Raw genomic sequence first — 14,237 nt, 5'->3', positions numbered from 1 at the left:
GCTATTCTAGCGGGGTAGAGGAATTTCACCAGTTCGAGCCGCCATGACGGCGTTCCCGGGCCATATTTCTCTCCATAAGGGGACTTATTCCGCTAGGCAACTGCCGATAGAATGGCCCCACGTTCACTTTCTGGAAGCATCCTGATGACCATGCAACAACACATTGAAGCAAAACTGACCGCCGCCCTCACTCCCAGCCTGCTGGAGGTGATCAACGAGAGCCATATGCATCGTGTTGAGCCCGGCTCCGAGAGCCACTTCAAGGTGGTCATCGTCAGCCCGCAATTTGAAGGTCTGCGTCTCCTGGCCCGTCATCGCCTGATCAATGAAGTGCTGGCCCCCGAGCTGGCCGGCCCGGTACATGCCCTGGCACTGCATACCTACACAGAGAGCGAATGGCAGCAAAAGGGCCAGGCACCGCGCACCCCGAGCTGCGTCGGCAAACCCTGACGCGGCCAGAACAGGAGAGTTCCTGCATCCCTCTGCCATCCCGCCTGCAAGTCATTGGAAATGGGGCGATAAAAAGCCCCATATGAGAACAATTCGCAAACAAAACTGCCGGATTATCTTTTCTAATCAATATTTTCAACAATAAGATTACCCCCATTGGGGTATTCAAATAAAAAAACCTTTAAAACCACGGTTTACGAGGGGTTCACCCCCTTATTCAGGAGAGGTTAATTTTGTGATGGCACAGGGATTTTACCCATTTGTCATGGCAGAAAATGAGTCATAAGTGGTAAACTCAAGCGCTTTTGAGTGACCCCGCATATTGGATGATCGCCAGCGCTGTTTACTGGTTGCAACGGCAATATCGTCACTCGACCACCCGTCGTGATGTATTTCTCGGCGCTAACCAACCTCTCTTCCCGTAACGGTAGTGCAAGTAAGTATGATTACAATCAAAAGAGGACTGGACATCCCCGTGCTGGGTGCGCCAGAGCAAGTAATCTACGATGGCCCCGCCATCACCCGTGTTGCTACACTGGGCGAGGAGTTCGTGGGGATGCGACCTACTATGTTCGTCAAAGTAGGTGATCGCGTCATCAAAGGTCAGGATCTCTTCGAAGACAAGAAGAATCCCGGCGTTAAATTCACAGCTCCTGCCACCGGTGTGGTTTCAGAGATTAACCGTGGTGCCAAACGTGTTCTTCAGTCCGTGGTCATCGACCTCGACGGCTCGGACGAACAGGTAACCTTCGAGCACTTTGCCTCCGCCGAGCTGGCCAAGCTCGAACGCAGCAAGGTGCAGGAGATCCTGCTCGCCTCCGGTCAGTGGACTGCGCTGCGTACCCGTCCGTTCAGCAAGGTTCCCGCCGTTGGCTCCGCCCCGCGCGCCATCTTTGTGACCGCGATGGACACCAACCCGCTGGCAGCCAATCCCGAGCTGATCATCAAGGAACAGTCCCAGGCGTTCCTCGACGGTCTGGCCGTGCTGACTCGCCTGACCGATGGCAACGTCTACGTCTGCAAGGGCGAAGCCAGCCTGCCTCACTCTCCCCTGGCCCAGGTCAAGGAAGAGATCTTCGTCGGTCCTCATCCTGCCGGTCTGCCTGGCACCCATATCCACTTCCTGGATCCGGTCAGCAGCACCAAGGTGCAGTGGCACATCAACTATCAGGACGTGATCGCCTACGGCAAGCTGTTCACCACCGGCCAGATCTTCACCGACAAGGTGATCGCCCTGGCAGGTCCGAACGTGCTCAAGCCGCGTCTGCTGCGTACCCGTCTGGGTGCCTGCATCAGCCAGATTACCAACAACGAGCTGCGTGCCGACGAAAACCGCATCATCTCCGGTTCTCTGCTGAGCGGTGCCAAGGCCGACGGGGTTCACGACTATCTGGGTCGTTACCACAATCAGGTCTGCGCACTGGGTGAAGGTCGCGAGAAAGAGTTCCTGGGCTGGATCAACCCCAGCGCCAACAAGTTCTCCATTACCCGCACCACCCTTTCTCATCTGATGAAGGGCAAGCTGATCAACTTCACCACCACCACCAACGGTAGTGATCGTTCCATGGTGCCTATCGGCAACTATGAGCGGGTGATGCCACTCGACATCCTGCCGACCCTGCTGCTGCGGGACATGATCTCTGGCGATACCGATGGTGCACAAGCACTGGGCTGCCTGGAGCTGGATGAGGAAGATTTGGCCCTCTGTACTTTTGTCTGCCCCGGCAAGACCGAGTACGGCCCTATCTTGCGTGAGTGCCTGACCAAGATTGAACTGGAAGGTTAAGCGATGAGTTTCAAGCAACTTCTTGAAAATATGGAACACCACTTCGAGCCGGGTGGGAAGTACGCCAAGTACTACGCCCTGTTCGAAGCGGCGTATACCCTGTTCTATACCCCGGGTTCCGTAACCCGCAATGCTGCCCACGTTCGTGATGCGCTCGACCTGAAGCGCATGATGATCATGGTGTGGCTGGCCGTGTTCCCGGCCATGTTCTGGGGCATGTACAACGTCGGCAACCAGTCCATTGCCGCGATTGCCCATCTGGGTACCGCCGCCGGTGCCAGCAGCTGGCAATATGCGCTGGCAACCATGCTGGGTGCCTCCCTGGATCCGGCCGTGGCCGGTGTCGGCAGCAAGATGCTGATCGGCGCAGCCCACTTCTTCCCGATCTACATCACCGTCTTCCTGGTCGGTGGTTTCTGGGAAGTGCTGTTCGCCATGGTGCGCAAGCACGAGATCAACGAAGGCTTCTTCGTGACCTCCATCCTGTTCGCCCTGATCGTGCCGCCCGAGCTGCCCCTGTGGCAAGCCGCCCTGGGTATCACCTTCGGTGTGGTGATGGCCAAGGAAGTGTTCGGTGGTACCGGCAAGAACTTCCTGAACCCGGCTCTGGCGGGTCGTGCGTTCCTGTTCTTCGCCTACCCGGGTCAAATCTCCGGCGACTCAGTGTGGGTTGCCGTTGACGGTTTCTCCGGTGCGACTGCCCTGAGCCAGTGGGCCCAAGGTGGCCAGATGGCACTGATCAACAGCGCCACTGGCGAAGCCATCAGCTGGATGGACGCCTTCCTGGGCAACCTGCCGGGTTCCATCGGTGAAGTTTCCACCCTGATGATCCTGTTGGGCGCCGCCATGATCGTGTACATGCGCATCGCCTCCTGGCGCATCATCGCCGGCGTGATGGTCGGTATGATCGCGACTTCCCTGCTGTTCAACGTCATCGGTTCCGACACCAACCCCATGTTCAACATGCCGTGGCACTGGCACCTGGTGCTGGGTGGCTTCGCCTTCGGTATGGCCTTCATGGCGACCGACCCTGTCTCCGCAGCCTTTACCAACAAGGGCAAGTGGTGGTACGGCGCACTGATCGGCGTCATGGTCGTGCTGGTTCGCGTGGTCAACCCCGCGTTCCCGGAAGGCATGATGCTGGCCATTCTGTTTGCGAACCTGTTTGCTCCCTTGTTTGACCATTTCGTCGCTCAGGCAAACATCAAGCGGAGGATTGCTCGTGGCGTTTAATAAAGATTCAACCCTCGGCACCGTCAGCGTGGTGACTGGCCTCTGTCTGGCCTGTTCCATCGTGGTATCCGTTGCCGCCGTTGGCCTGCGTTCTACCCAACAGGAGAACAAGGCACTGGACAAGCAGAGCAACATCCTCGCCGTTGCCGGTGTGGACATCAGCGATGTCGCCAAGCGCGACATGGCCAAGCTGTATGGCGACAAGATCGAAGCCCGCCTGGTGGATCTCTCCACCGGTAACTTTGTTGACGGCGATGCCGACAACTTCGATACCAAGCAGGCTGCCAAGGATCCGGCCAAAAATATCCGTCTGGCTGCGGCCGACGACAAGGCCGGCCTGCGCCAGATCTCCAAGCTGATCCCGGTATTCTTCGCCAAGGACAGCGAAGGCAAGATCGATAGCATCATCCTGCCCATCTACGGTCAGGGTCTGTGGTCTACCATGTATGCCTTCGTCGCCGTTGCTCCGGATGGCCAGACCATCAAGGGCATCACCTACTACGACCACGGTGAAACCCCGGGTCTGGGTGGCGAAATCGAAAACCCGGCATGGGAAGCCCTGTTCAAGGACAAGAAATTGTTCGATCAGAACGGCATGCCCGCGCTGCGCGTGATCAAGGGCCATGCTCCGGCTGGCTCTGAGCATGAGATTGACGGTCTGTCCGGCGCTACCCTGACCGGTAACGGCGTACAGCACACCTTCGACTTCTGGATGGGTCCCAAGGGCTTCGGTCCTTTCCTGGCCAAGGTTCGTGCAGGAGAAATCAACAATGGCTGACAAGAGCGAAATGAAAAAGTTGCTGTTGACGCCTGTGCTCGGCAACAACCCCATCGCCTTGCAGGTGCTGGGTGTCTGTTCCGCACTGGCGGTTACCAGCCAGATGAAGACAGCGTTTGTAATGACCCTCGCGGTCATGGCGGTCACCGCCTTCTCAAACCTGTTCATCTCCCTGATCCGCAACCAGATCCCCAACAGCGTGCGGATCATTGCCCAGATGGCGATCATCGCCTCACTGGTTATCGTGGTTGACCAGGTGCTCAAGGCTTATGCCTATGAGATCTCCAAGCAGCTGTCGGTATTCGTGGGTCTGATCATCACCAACTGTATCGTAATGGGTCGTGCCGAAGCCTACGCCATGAAGAGTGCCCCGCTGCCCTCCTTCCTGGACGGTATTGGTAACGGTCTGGGCTATGGCGCCATTCTGCTGAGCGTCGCCACCGTGCGTGAACTGCTGGGCTCCGGCACCTGGTTCGGCCTCGAGCTGATGCCGCTGGTGAACAACGGTGGCTGGTATGTACCGAACGGCCTGCTGCTGCTGCCGCCGAGCGCATTCTTCATCATTGGTCTGATCATCTGGGGCGTTCGCACCAAGGATCCCAAGCAGGTGGAGGCAAAGGATTAAGGTATGGAACACTATCTGAGTCTGTTGATTCGTTCGATTTTCATCGAAAACCTGGCACTCTCCTTCTTCCTGGGGATGTGTACCTTCCTGGCGGTGTCCAAGAAGGTCAAGACCTCCATGGGTCTTGGTATTGCCGTTATCGTGGTGCAAACCATCGCCGTACCGGTCAACAACCTGATCTACAACTACGTGTTGAAGGCTGGTGCCCTCTCCCCCGATCTGGACCTGAGCTTCCTGAGCTTCATCACCTTCATCGGTGTGATCGCGGCCCTGGTACAGATCCTGGAGATGGCGCTGGATAAATACTTCCCGGCCCTCTACAACGCGCTCGGCATCTTCTTGCCGCTCATCACCGTGAACTGCGCCATCTTCGGTGGCGTCTCCTTCATGGTGCAGCGTGACTACAACTTCGTCGAGTCTGTGGTCTACGGCGTGGGTTCAGGTGCAGGCTGGATGCTGGCGATCGTTGCGCTGGCAGGTATCCGCGAGAAGATGAAGTACTCCGATGTTCCGGAAGGTCTGCGTGGCCTCGGCATCACCTTCATCACCGCCGGCCTGATGGCGCTGGGCTTCATGTCCTTCTCTGGTATCTCCCTGTAATCGGAAAGGAACGATAGATGGAAATTATTTTGGGTGTGGTCATGTTTACCGTGATCCTGCTGGCACTGGTGGCAGTCATTCTGTTCGCCAAGTCCAAGCTGGTGACCGCGGGCGACGTGACAATCAGCATCAACGGTGACCCGGCCAAGGCTGTGACCAGCCCGGCCGGTGGCAAGCTGCTCGGCGTGCTGGCCGGCAGCGGTATCTTCGTCTCCTCCGCCTGTGGTGGTGGTGGCTCCTGCGGCCAGTGCAAGGTGCGGGTGAAGTCCGGTGGCGGCGACATCCTGCCGACCGAACTGGATCACATCAGCAAGGGCGAGGCCCGTCACGGCGAGCGTCTGGCCTGCCAGGTCACCGTTCGCGGCGACATGGACATCGAACTGCCGGAAGAGATCTTCGGCGTGAAGAAGTGGGAATGTACCGTCATCTCCAATGACAACAAGGCCACCTTCATCAAGGAGCTCAAGCTGCAGATCCCGGATGGCGAGAGCGTACCGTTCCGCGCCGGTGGTTATATCCAGATTGAAGCGCCGGCTCACCACGTCCGCTACAAGGACTTCGATATTCCCGAGGAGTATCGTGGTGACTGGGATCGCTTCAAGATCTTCGATCTGGAGTCCAAGGTTGACGAGCCGATCATCCGTGCTTACTCCATGGCCAACTATCCGGAAGAGTTCGGCATCATCATGCTGAACGTGCGGATCGCGACTCCGCCGCCCAGCAACTGGACTGCCCCTCCGGGACAGATGTCCTCCTACATCTTCAGCCTGAAGGCGGGTGACAAGGTGACCATCTCCGGTCCGTTCGGCGAGTTCTTCGCCAAGGACACCGACGCCGAAATGGTGTTCATCGGTGGTGGTGCGGGTATGGCGCCGATGCGCTCCCACATCTTCGACCAGCTGCGTCGCCTGAAGTCCAAGCGCAAGATGAGCTTCTGGTACGGTGCCCGTTCCAAGCGCGAGATGTTCTATGTCGAGGACTTCGACATGCTGGCCGCCGAGAACGAGAACTTCACCTGGAACGTCGCCCTGTCCGATCCGCAACCGGAAGACAACTGGGACGGCTACACCGGCTTCATCCACAACGTGCTCTACGAGAACTATCTCAAGAACCACGAGGCGCCGGAAGATTGCGAGTTCTACATGTGTGGTCCTCCCGTGATGAACGCCGCCGTCATCAACATGCTCAAGGATCTGGGCGTTGAAGACGAAAACATCCTGCTGGATGACTTTGGTGGTTAATCCATGCGCAGCGTTGTAAAGACCTGGCTAGCCTTCGGGCTAGCCTTTTTCTTGACTGGGTGCGGTCAGGAAACGGTCCAGAGCAAGCCGGAGATCCACATCACCGGCAGCACCATGGGAACCTACTACTCCATCAAGGTGGCGGATCCTGTCATCAGCGATCCGGCCAAGTTACAGGCAGAAGTGGATGTGCTGCTGGAGCGGGTCAACGACCAGATGTCGACCTATCGTCCCGATTCCGAGCTCTCCCGCTTCAACCAGCATCGTGACTCCACACCGGTCGTAGTCTCGCGAGACACCGCTCGAGTCGTCACTGAGGCCATTCACATTGGCCGTGAGAGCCAGGGGGCGCTGGACGTCACCGTTGGCCCCTTGGTCAATCTGTGGGGCTTTGGCCCGGATAAACGGCCGACCAAGGTCCCGAGCGACGAGCTGATCACCCAGACCCGTCAGAAGACCGGGCTCGGCAATCTGCATGTCATCACCTCCGCCGATGCTGATACCCTGCAAAAAGATGTGCCGGATCTCTACGTGGATCTCTCCGCCATCGCCAAGGGGTTTGGCGTCGACAAGGTGGCCGAATACCTGGAGTCCCTGGGGGCCCGCAACTATCTGGTTGAAATTGGCGGCGAGCTGAGGATCAATGGCGTCAACGGCAAGGGCCATCCCTGGCGCGTGGCCATCGAGAAACCCACCGCGGGCACCGGCACGGTACAGGAAGTGATAGTCCCGGGTGACAACGGCGTTGCCACCTCCGGCGATTATCGCAACTATTACGAACTGGATGGCCAGCGTTTCTCCCACACCATAGATCCGCGCTCCGGCAAGCCGATCCAGCATCGTCTGGTATCGGTCACCGTGATCCACCCCTCCTGCATGACGGCGGATGGGCTGGCAACCGTGTTCATGGTGATGGGGACCGAGAAGAGTCTGGCCTACGCCAACGAACGTGGACTGGCGATCTTCGTGATCACCAAGACCGACAAGGGTTTTGAAGAGGCCTACTCCGACGCCTTCAAGCCCTATCTGGTTAAAAAGTAAGAGGCAGCAACATGCAGATTTTTCTGATCACCTTCGGGGTGTTTCTGGCGGTAGTGGTGGCCATGGCCATCGGCTACATCTTCCAGAAGAAGAGCATCTCCGGCTCCTGCGGTGGCCTGGGCAGCGTGGGCATCGAGAAAGAGTGCGATTGCCCCGAACCCTGTGACAACCGCAAGAAGAAGATGGCCAAGGAAGAGGCCCGTCGCAAGATGCTGGAAGAGAACCGGATCATCTGAGCGCCTGGGCTCCGACGGTAACAAAAAGCGCGCCACTGGCGCGCTTTTTACTGGGGTTTGTCCGGCCACAAGGCTATGGTTTGCGCTCGATATAGAGGAGCACTTCCCCGAGATCAATGCCGAACTTGCTGATCCTGGCCCGGTTGATCAAGCGCTCCTCATCCAGCAGATACATCCAGTCATCAAAGCTCACCCGTACCACCTCACCATCCGGCAGCGCCAGATCGAGCTGGTAACGCCAGTTAAGGGCAAAACCTTCGCTTTTGCCCACCGCCTCCCCCACCACATCCGATGCGCTGCCGCGCCAGTGGCCATCCGCCCCCTTGCGTAGATACCAGGTGCGAGTCTGCTGGCGACCATCGTCAAAATGGAACTGCTCGAACAGTTCTCCCTTGCCCTCCTGCCAGCGCCCCTCCATCTCGACCCGAAAGCGACTGGTCACTTCGCCGCTGCGATCGGTGACCAGGCCATGGGCTACCAGCTTGCCACTGAAGAAACGGGCGAGATCCCACTCGGGCCCCTGGCCACGGTAGTCATCGAGGCTGGCACCACATCCTGTCAGCAGCATGAGTGGCAACAAAGCGAGAAGACGATATAGACGGTAGCAAGACATAAAGGGCTCCGGCATCAGGGTTGGCCGCGCAGGCGGCGGGTAAGGGCTGGATCCCGGCTGTTGTCCGCCAGCCAGATCGCCAGAAAGGCGGCGGAAAACTGCGGTTCGGCGAGAGAGCCGAGGAGCTGCTCCTGCCACCAGAAGTGGCCGGTTCCGGCCTTGTCGACATAGAAGGTCAACCTGTCGCCAGCTGCCACATCCGGCCAGAGGGTCGCAAGTTGCCCGAGCCAGCGCTGGCGATCGGCATCACTGCCAAGACCGAGCCGCTGCCACTCTTCGGCGGTGGCGCTGAGCAGATCCTCACGTTCGATGGCTCTGGCATAGGTCAGGGTCAGTGCCTGCGGATAATGGCTCGGCTGATAGCGACCACTCTCACTGTAGAGGGTGGCGTCATAGAGCTTGAACCAGAGCCAGTTCATCTCCCCCTGGCCGACCGGACGCAACTGTTGCCAAGGGATGGCAGAAGCCTGCGCGGCAGTCGCCAGGTGCAAACTCAGCACCGCCAAGAGCAGGCTAGTTCCACCCCATGTGCCAATGGCTGGGATCTTCCAGTTCATGCCAATCCATCTCCTGTTCCTGCAGGGTATTGATATCCTGCATCACCACCTGCATCAGCCGCCCTTGCGCATCCCGCTGGCAGGCCACCACCAGATAGAAGCGATCAGTCAGCTCGTGCTGGCTCTCTTTGGTCCACTTGGAAAACAACAAAGTGTCGGTCGAAAAGGTGTTCATCTTGGCTCACCCTCCAGCTTGACCATTACCCACAGTAGTAGGGGTAACCACCACATCCAGATCACGGCCAGCAGGGCCGCACTGATCCCGATGCCCCAGGGTAAGTGTACTGCTCCCATCTTGGCTCCCGCCACATAGGAGACCGTCCCCCCAAGCATGCCAAACAGCCCCTGTTGCCAACGGGGTAATCGCAGTAGCCAGCGCATGCCATGGGCCAGCGTCAGGACAAATCCGACCCAGAGCAGCGCCAGCCAGAGCGGAAAACCGGCCTTGAAATCGAACAGCCCGAGCCGCCAGAGCAGCAGATCGAGCAGGCAGCCTGCAAGGGCCATGGGCAGGAGTCGCAGATCCCTTTTGCGGCTTGGCGAGCAGAGAAAATGAAGCAGCAGCATCGCAAGCAAGGGACCCGGCAGCTGCCACTTCACCGCCAGCAACCAGTAGAGGTTGAACCCCAGCAGTTGGGCCCACCGCCACATGGTCAGTGACCGCTTACCGGCAAGTCTCCCGACCAGCCAAGCGGCCCGGGTTTGGCCGCCTCCAGTTGTACCAGGCTGATGGTGCGTTCCCAGAATCCCCCCTCGCAGTAGGCGAAATAGAAGTGCCACAGCCGGATAAAGTCCTGGCTGTAGCCGAGCGCAGGCAGCTCGGGCGCCAGCGCCAGAAAACGCTGGCACCAGTGGGCCAGTGTGCGAGCGTAGTGATGGCCGTGATCGTGCAGCCGCACCAGTTGCATGTCGGTTTCGCGGGCCAGCAATCCCGCCATCTGGGAGACGCTCGGCAGGCAGCCACCGGGGAAGATATAGCGCTGGATGAAGTCGACCCCGCGCAGGTACTGGGCATGGCGCTGATCGGCGATGGTGATGGCCTGAATGAGCAGGCGTCCACCGGGTTTGAGCAGGCGAGACAGCTGGCGAAAGTAGTCCGGCAGAAAGGCGTGGCCCACCGCTTCGATCATCTCGATGGAAACCAGCTTGTCGAACCGCCCCTCCAGCTTGCGGTAATCCTCCAGCAACAAGGTGATGCGATCCCCGAGCCCCTCCCGCCCGATCCACTCTTTTGCATAGTCGTGCTGGGCCCGGGAGATGGTGGTGGTAGTCACCCGGCAGCCGTAGTGGCGAGCGGCAAAGACGGCCAGCCCACCCCAGCCGGTCCCGATCTCCAGCAGATGATCGTCAGGCCCCAGTTCCAACCGCTCGCAGATGGTGCGCAGCTTGGCCTGCTGCCCCTCTTCCAGGGTGGCCTCTGCCCCCGGATAGATGGCGCTCGAATACTGCATATGGCTGTCGAGAAAACCCTGATAAAGAGCGTTGCCGAGATCGTAGTGGGCGGCGATGTTGGCGCGCGACCCGGTCAGGGTATTGCGACTCCGCCAGTGGCGCACCTTGTTGAAGGGGAAGCTGAGCCAGCCCAGGCGCCGCTCCAGGCTGTCGAGCAACGGCAGATTGCGGGCCAGCAACCGCACCAACGCCACCGGATCCGGGCTGGTCCAGAGCCCTTCTACCCAGGTTTCACCGGCAGCAATGCTGCCCCCCAGCAGCAAGCGGCGATAGAAGGCCGGATCCAGCACCACCAGCTCGGCATGCAAATCACTGCTTGCATCACCAAAGCTGTAACGCTCGCGGCCATCTCGCAGCAGCAGTTGGCCTTGGTCGAGCCGCCCAAGCAAATTGAGCAGCAGTTGCCTGGCCCCCTTGTCGATGAAAGAGGCAGAAACAGAAGATTGCACCAGTTCCATTAGCGAGTCTCCGGATGGGTGAAGATGGGGGTTCGTTTGATAAAAAGACGCAGGGCCTGCCAGTAGATACCGAGCAGCACCCTCATGGTCATCCAGGGCCAGCGGACCAGCAGCGCCACCAGCTCCTGGCGCGACAGCGGCACGCGGCGCAGCGCCAGGGTGGCGTCAAACAGCTTGGCCTCACCGGATACGGGATGACTCTCGATGTGGATCAGTGTCTCCTGCGCGGGCGGATCCGCCAGTGGTAGCGCATGGCCAGCTCCATGAAGGGGGAGACGTGAAAATCCTTGTCGTGGGGAGCCAGCGCCGCCAGATCCAGCAGGTAGTAGTGGCGCTCGTTCCAGGGGGTGTTGGAGACCTCTGCCAGCAAATAGCGCGTCTTCCCCTGCCGATCGCAGAAGTAGAAGTTGACCGGGCTGAAGTAAAACCCCAGGCAACGTACGTTGCCGAGCAGCAGCACCCGCCCCTTCGGGTCGGCATCGCCGCCAAGCTCGGCCACCTTGTCCCACACCGCCTGTTTGAGCGGGCCCGCGCTCCCCCGCAAATAGTCCTGACGACGAAAGGAGAGCAGCCCGGCCCGCTCCACCGCGAACCATCTTCCCTGATCGAGGCCCGGTAGTTCGTCGAGATCCAGTCCCAGCATGAAGAGGTGGTACGAAAAAGCGTGAACCCTCGGCGCGAAGCGGCGGTGGCGCACCGAGCCCCGCCAGATGGCGCTGATCCCGCCGCTCACTGTCGCGGTTGCGCCTTTCATAGCTCGGCCCCGAAGCGCTTGGCCACGTCCAGGGCGCTGCGCACCCCATCCTCGTGAAAGCCGTTGTACCAGTAGGCACCGCAGAAGTGGGTGTGCCGCTGACCGCAGATCTCTGGTCGCCGCTGCTGGGCGGCGATGGAGCTCTGATTGAACACCGGATGGTGATAGACGAAACGGCGCAATACCTTGCTCTCGTCCACCCGACCTGCGGGATTGAGGCTGACGCAGAAGGGCTCGGGTGAACTCACCCCCTGCAGGATATTCATGTTGTAACTCACCAGTGGCCGTGCGCCGTCATCATCACCGAGCTGATAGTTCCAGCTGGCCCACGCCTTGCGGCGCACCGGCAGGCAAGTTGCGTCGGTGTGGAGCCAGACTTCATTGGCCTGATAGGGCATGGCGCCGAGGATGGCCCGCTCCCGCTCGCTCGCATCCGCCAGCAGGGCCAGCGCCTGGTCGCTGTGGCAGGCGAATATCACCTCGTCAAACTGCTCCTCGCCATCACGGCTCTGGACAATGACGCCATTCGTCACTCGCCGGATCCCCGCTACCGGGCAAGCCAGCCGGATCTGCGACTGCCATCCCGCCGTGAGCGGCCCTATGTATTCGCGCGAGCCACCGGGAATGACGTACCACTGGGGCCGGTTTGCCACCTCCAGCAGGCCGTGATGGGCAAAAAATCGCAGGAAGAAGCCAAGGGGGAAGGCCCGCATATCGGCCAGGGTGGATGACCAGATGGCCGCCCCCATCGGCAGTATGTAATGACGGGCGAAGTAGTCGCTAAATTCCCCCGCCTGCAGGAAATCCCCCAGGGTCAGTTCGGAGCCAACATCAAGGGCCTGGTGATCCACCAGCCAGGCGCGAGCCTCCCGGTTGAAGCGCAGGATCTCGGCAACAAAGCCGTAAAACCGCGGGCTCAGCAGGTTGCTGCGCTGGGCGAACAGGGTATCGAGGTTGTGACCGTTGTACTCGAGCCCCTCCGGGCTTTTCACCGAGAAGCTCATCTCGGCCGGTTGCCGTGCCACCCCGATCCGTTCAAGCAATTTGAGGAAGTTGGGGTAGGTGCGATCATTGAACACGATAAAACCGGTATCGATGGCGTAACGTCGCCCGCCCTGCTCCACGTCGACTGTGGCGGTATGGCCGCCCAGGGTCGGCGCCGCCTCGAACAGGGTGATGTCGTGCTGTTTGTGGAGCAAAAAACCGGCGGTCAGCCCTGAAATCCCCGAACCGACGATGGCTATCTTTCTCTTCATGAGTGGCGTCCTTTCGACACAAGCGAGCTGCCAAGACGCAGCCAGAGTCCCACCGGCAGCGCACCAAGCAGGCGCAGCAGCCAGATGAAACGACGGGGAAAGTGGATCTGATGGTGACCGGCGGTAAGCCCGTCCATGATGGCGCGGGACGCCTCTTCCACAGGCACCAGGCAAGGCATGGGAAAATCATTCTTTGCGGTGAGCGGCGTTTCCACAAAGCCGGGGCGGATCAGGGTAACCCCGATCCCTCTGCCGGCCAGATCGAGGCGCAGGGTATCGGCCAGATAGTCGAGGGCCGCCTTGGAGGCGCCATAGGCCTCGGCCCTTGGCAGCGGCAACCAGCTCACCGACGAGCTGACGATGGCAAGACGGGCCCCCGCCCTCAGCAGTGGCAGGAAGGCGGCCAGCGCATGACCGGTGGCGATGAGATTGGTCTCGATGACCCGGGCAAACAAGGCGCCGTCAAACCCCTCGGCCAACTCCATATATTCGCAATGACCGGCGTTGAGGATCAGCAGATCCAGCGCAGGCAGAGTGCCCGCCACTGCGTTCATGGCCGCTGGATTTCGGGTATCAAACTGCAAGGGGGTGATGCCCTCACTCTCCAGCCCCTGCAGCCGCTCCTCATCGCGACCACAGCCCCACACCAGCCAGCCTGAGCGCCGGTAATCGAGAGCCAGCTGGCGGCCGATGCCGGAGGTGGCTCCTGTGATCAGCACCCGGCCGCTCATGCCCCAAGCCTCCCCTTGATGGTCCGCACCAGGGATCCGAGCAGCGGCAACTGCTCATAGAGCATGGCGCCGAGGTCAAAATAGTCCCGGTGCAGGCAGACCTTGCCCTCCTCGTCTAATTCGAGGCGGGTCGCCCCCTCCACTGTCACTGGCTTGCCGCCACGAAGCCTTGGGTGGGAGAAGGTCATGGTCCAGCCGAGCCAGGCTTGTCGCCCCTGTTGCTGCTGACTGGTAATGACAAAACGGCAATAGGTGAGGCGCTGATAGAGGGCGGCAAAATAGTCGCTGAGCGCCGCCAGTCCCTCGATGCGGTGGGCAGGATCGATAAAGATCACCTCGTCGGCATAGACTTCGGACAATCGGTGCAACTGCTGTCTGTCCAGCTGCTGATAGAGGGCGACGAAGCGGACCAGCGGCTCATCCATG

17 protein-coding genes and 1 pseudogene are annotated in these 14,237 nt (G+C 59.9%); 9 read left to right on the top strand and 9 right to left on the bottom strand.

Translation table 11 applies throughout. The features are described from left to right. The first annotated feature begins 144 nt into the window (after positions 1–144). From I6L37_RS09605 to nqrM, 9 genes are all read left to right on the top strand, one after another. Positions 145–450 (top strand): BolA family transcriptional regulator, encoded by a 306-nt coding sequence (locus I6L37_RS09605; RefSeq protein WP_042028010.1) that lies wholly within the window; start codon positions 145–147, stop codon positions 448–450. Between the two features lie 442 nt (positions 451–892). After that, entirely contained in the window at positions 893–2,236 is a 1,344-nt protein-coding gene (locus I6L37_RS09600; protein WP_026456008.1) for a Na(+)-translocating NADH-quinone reductase subunit A, read from the top strand. Positions 2,237–2,239: 3 nt separating this feature from the next. Then, positions 2,240–3,469: an NADH:ubiquinone reductase (Na(+)-transporting) subunit B gene (locus tag I6L37_RS09595; RefSeq protein WP_216993887.1), complete on the top strand. Its 1,230-nt coding sequence runs from the start codon at positions 2,240–2,242 to the stop codon at positions 3,467–3,469. Then, entirely contained in the window at positions 3,459–4,247 is a 789-nt protein-coding gene (locus I6L37_RS09590) for a Na(+)-translocating NADH-quinone reductase subunit C (protein WP_026456010.1), read from the top strand. Before I6L37_RS09595 ends, I6L37_RS09590 begins: the two co-directional genes overlap by 11 nt. Further along, entirely contained in the window at positions 4,240–4,872 is a 633-nt protein-coding gene (locus I6L37_RS09585) for an NADH:ubiquinone reductase (Na(+)-transporting) subunit D (protein WP_042028012.1), read from the top strand. The genes I6L37_RS09590 and I6L37_RS09585 overlap by 8 nt, the downstream gene beginning before the upstream one ends. Before the next feature lie 3 nt (positions 4,873–4,875). Continuing rightward, positions 4,876–5,472: an NADH:ubiquinone reductase (Na(+)-transporting) subunit E gene (gene nqrE, locus I6L37_RS09580; RefSeq protein WP_026457917.1), complete on the top strand. Its 597-nt coding sequence runs from the start codon at positions 4,876–4,878 to the stop codon at positions 5,470–5,472. Between the two features lie 17 nt (positions 5,473–5,489). Further along, positions 5,490–6,713: an NADH:ubiquinone reductase (Na(+)-transporting) subunit F gene (gene nqrF / locus I6L37_RS09575; RefSeq protein WP_042073202.1), complete on the top strand. Its 1,224-nt coding sequence runs from the start codon at positions 5,490–5,492 to the stop codon at positions 6,711–6,713. Between the two features lie 3 nt (positions 6,714–6,716). Next, entirely contained in the window at positions 6,717–7,754 is a 1,038-nt protein-coding gene (locus I6L37_RS09570) for an FAD:protein FMN transferase (RefSeq protein ID WP_201980258.1), read from the top strand. Positions 7,755–7,765: 11 nt separating this feature from the next. Further along, positions 7,766–7,990, top strand: a complete 225-nt coding sequence (nqrM, locus tag I6L37_RS09565) for a (Na+)-NQR maturation NqrM (RefSeq protein WP_026458096.1) — start codon at positions 7,766–7,768, stop codon at positions 7,988–7,990. Between the two features lie 73 nt (positions 7,991–8,063). Here nqrM and I6L37_RS09560 read toward each other — a convergent pair whose 3' ends face one another. The 9 genes and pseudogenes from I6L37_RS09560 to I6L37_RS09520 form a co-directional block, all read right to left on the bottom strand. Further along, positions 8,064–8,603 (bottom strand): DUF3833 domain-containing protein, encoded by a 540-nt coding sequence (locus tag I6L37_RS09560; RefSeq protein WP_216993886.1) that lies wholly within the window; start codon positions 8,601–8,603, stop codon positions 8,064–8,066. Positions 8,604–8,617: 14 nt separating this feature from the next. After that, positions 8,618–9,160, bottom strand: coding sequence for a chalcone isomerase family protein (locus I6L37_RS09555; RefSeq protein ID WP_216993885.1), 543 nt, complete (start codon positions 9,158–9,160; stop codon positions 8,618–8,620). Beyond that, positions 9,117–9,335 carry a TIGR02450 family Trp-rich protein gene (locus I6L37_RS09550; RefSeq protein WP_124239298.1) on the bottom strand — a complete coding sequence of 73 codons (219 nt, stop codon included), beginning with the start codon at positions 9,333–9,335 and terminating at the stop codon, positions 9,117–9,119. Before I6L37_RS09550 ends, I6L37_RS09555 begins: the two co-directional genes overlap by 44 nt. Then, positions 9,332–9,811 (bottom strand): DUF2878 domain-containing protein, encoded by a 480-nt coding sequence (locus I6L37_RS09545; protein ID WP_216993884.1) that lies wholly within the window; start codon positions 9,809–9,811, stop codon positions 9,332–9,334. The genes I6L37_RS09550 and I6L37_RS09545 overlap by 4 nt, the downstream gene beginning before the upstream one ends. 2 nt (positions 9,812–9,813) lie before the next feature. After that, entirely contained in the window at positions 9,814–11,070 is a 1,257-nt protein-coding gene (locus I6L37_RS09540; protein WP_216993883.1) for a cyclopropane-fatty-acyl-phospholipid synthase family protein, read from the bottom strand. After that, a pseudogene (locus tag I6L37_RS09535) lies at positions 11,070–11,824 on the bottom strand (DUF1365 domain-containing protein). Before I6L37_RS09535 ends, I6L37_RS09540 begins: the two are co-directional and overlap by 1 nt. Beyond that, entirely contained in the window at positions 11,821–13,080 is a 1,260-nt protein-coding gene (locus I6L37_RS09530) for an NAD(P)/FAD-dependent oxidoreductase (RefSeq protein WP_216993882.1), read from the bottom strand. The pseudogene I6L37_RS09535 and the gene I6L37_RS09530 overlap by 4 nt, the downstream one beginning before the upstream one ends. After that, positions 13,077–13,811: an SDR family NAD(P)-dependent oxidoreductase gene (locus tag I6L37_RS09525; RefSeq protein WP_216993881.1), complete on the bottom strand. Its 735-nt coding sequence runs from the start codon at positions 13,809–13,811 to the stop codon at positions 13,077–13,079. Before I6L37_RS09525 ends, I6L37_RS09530 begins: the two co-directional genes overlap by 4 nt. After that, positions 13,808–14,236, bottom strand: coding sequence for a nuclear transport factor 2 family protein (locus I6L37_RS09520; RefSeq protein WP_216993880.1), 429 nt, complete (start codon positions 14,234–14,236; stop codon positions 13,808–13,810). The genes I6L37_RS09525 and I6L37_RS09520 overlap by 4 nt, the downstream gene beginning before the upstream one ends. Position 14,237: the final 1 nt, after the last annotated feature.

It is taken from the genome of Aeromonas sp. FDAARGOS 1407 (assembly GCF_019048725.1).
GTDB lineage: Bacteria > Pseudomonadota > Gammaproteobacteria > Enterobacterales > Aeromonadaceae > Aeromonas > Aeromonas enteropelogenes.
The sequence above is the reverse complement of the archived record's forward strand: the minus strand, read 5'-3'. Positions and strand labels throughout refer to the sequence as shown.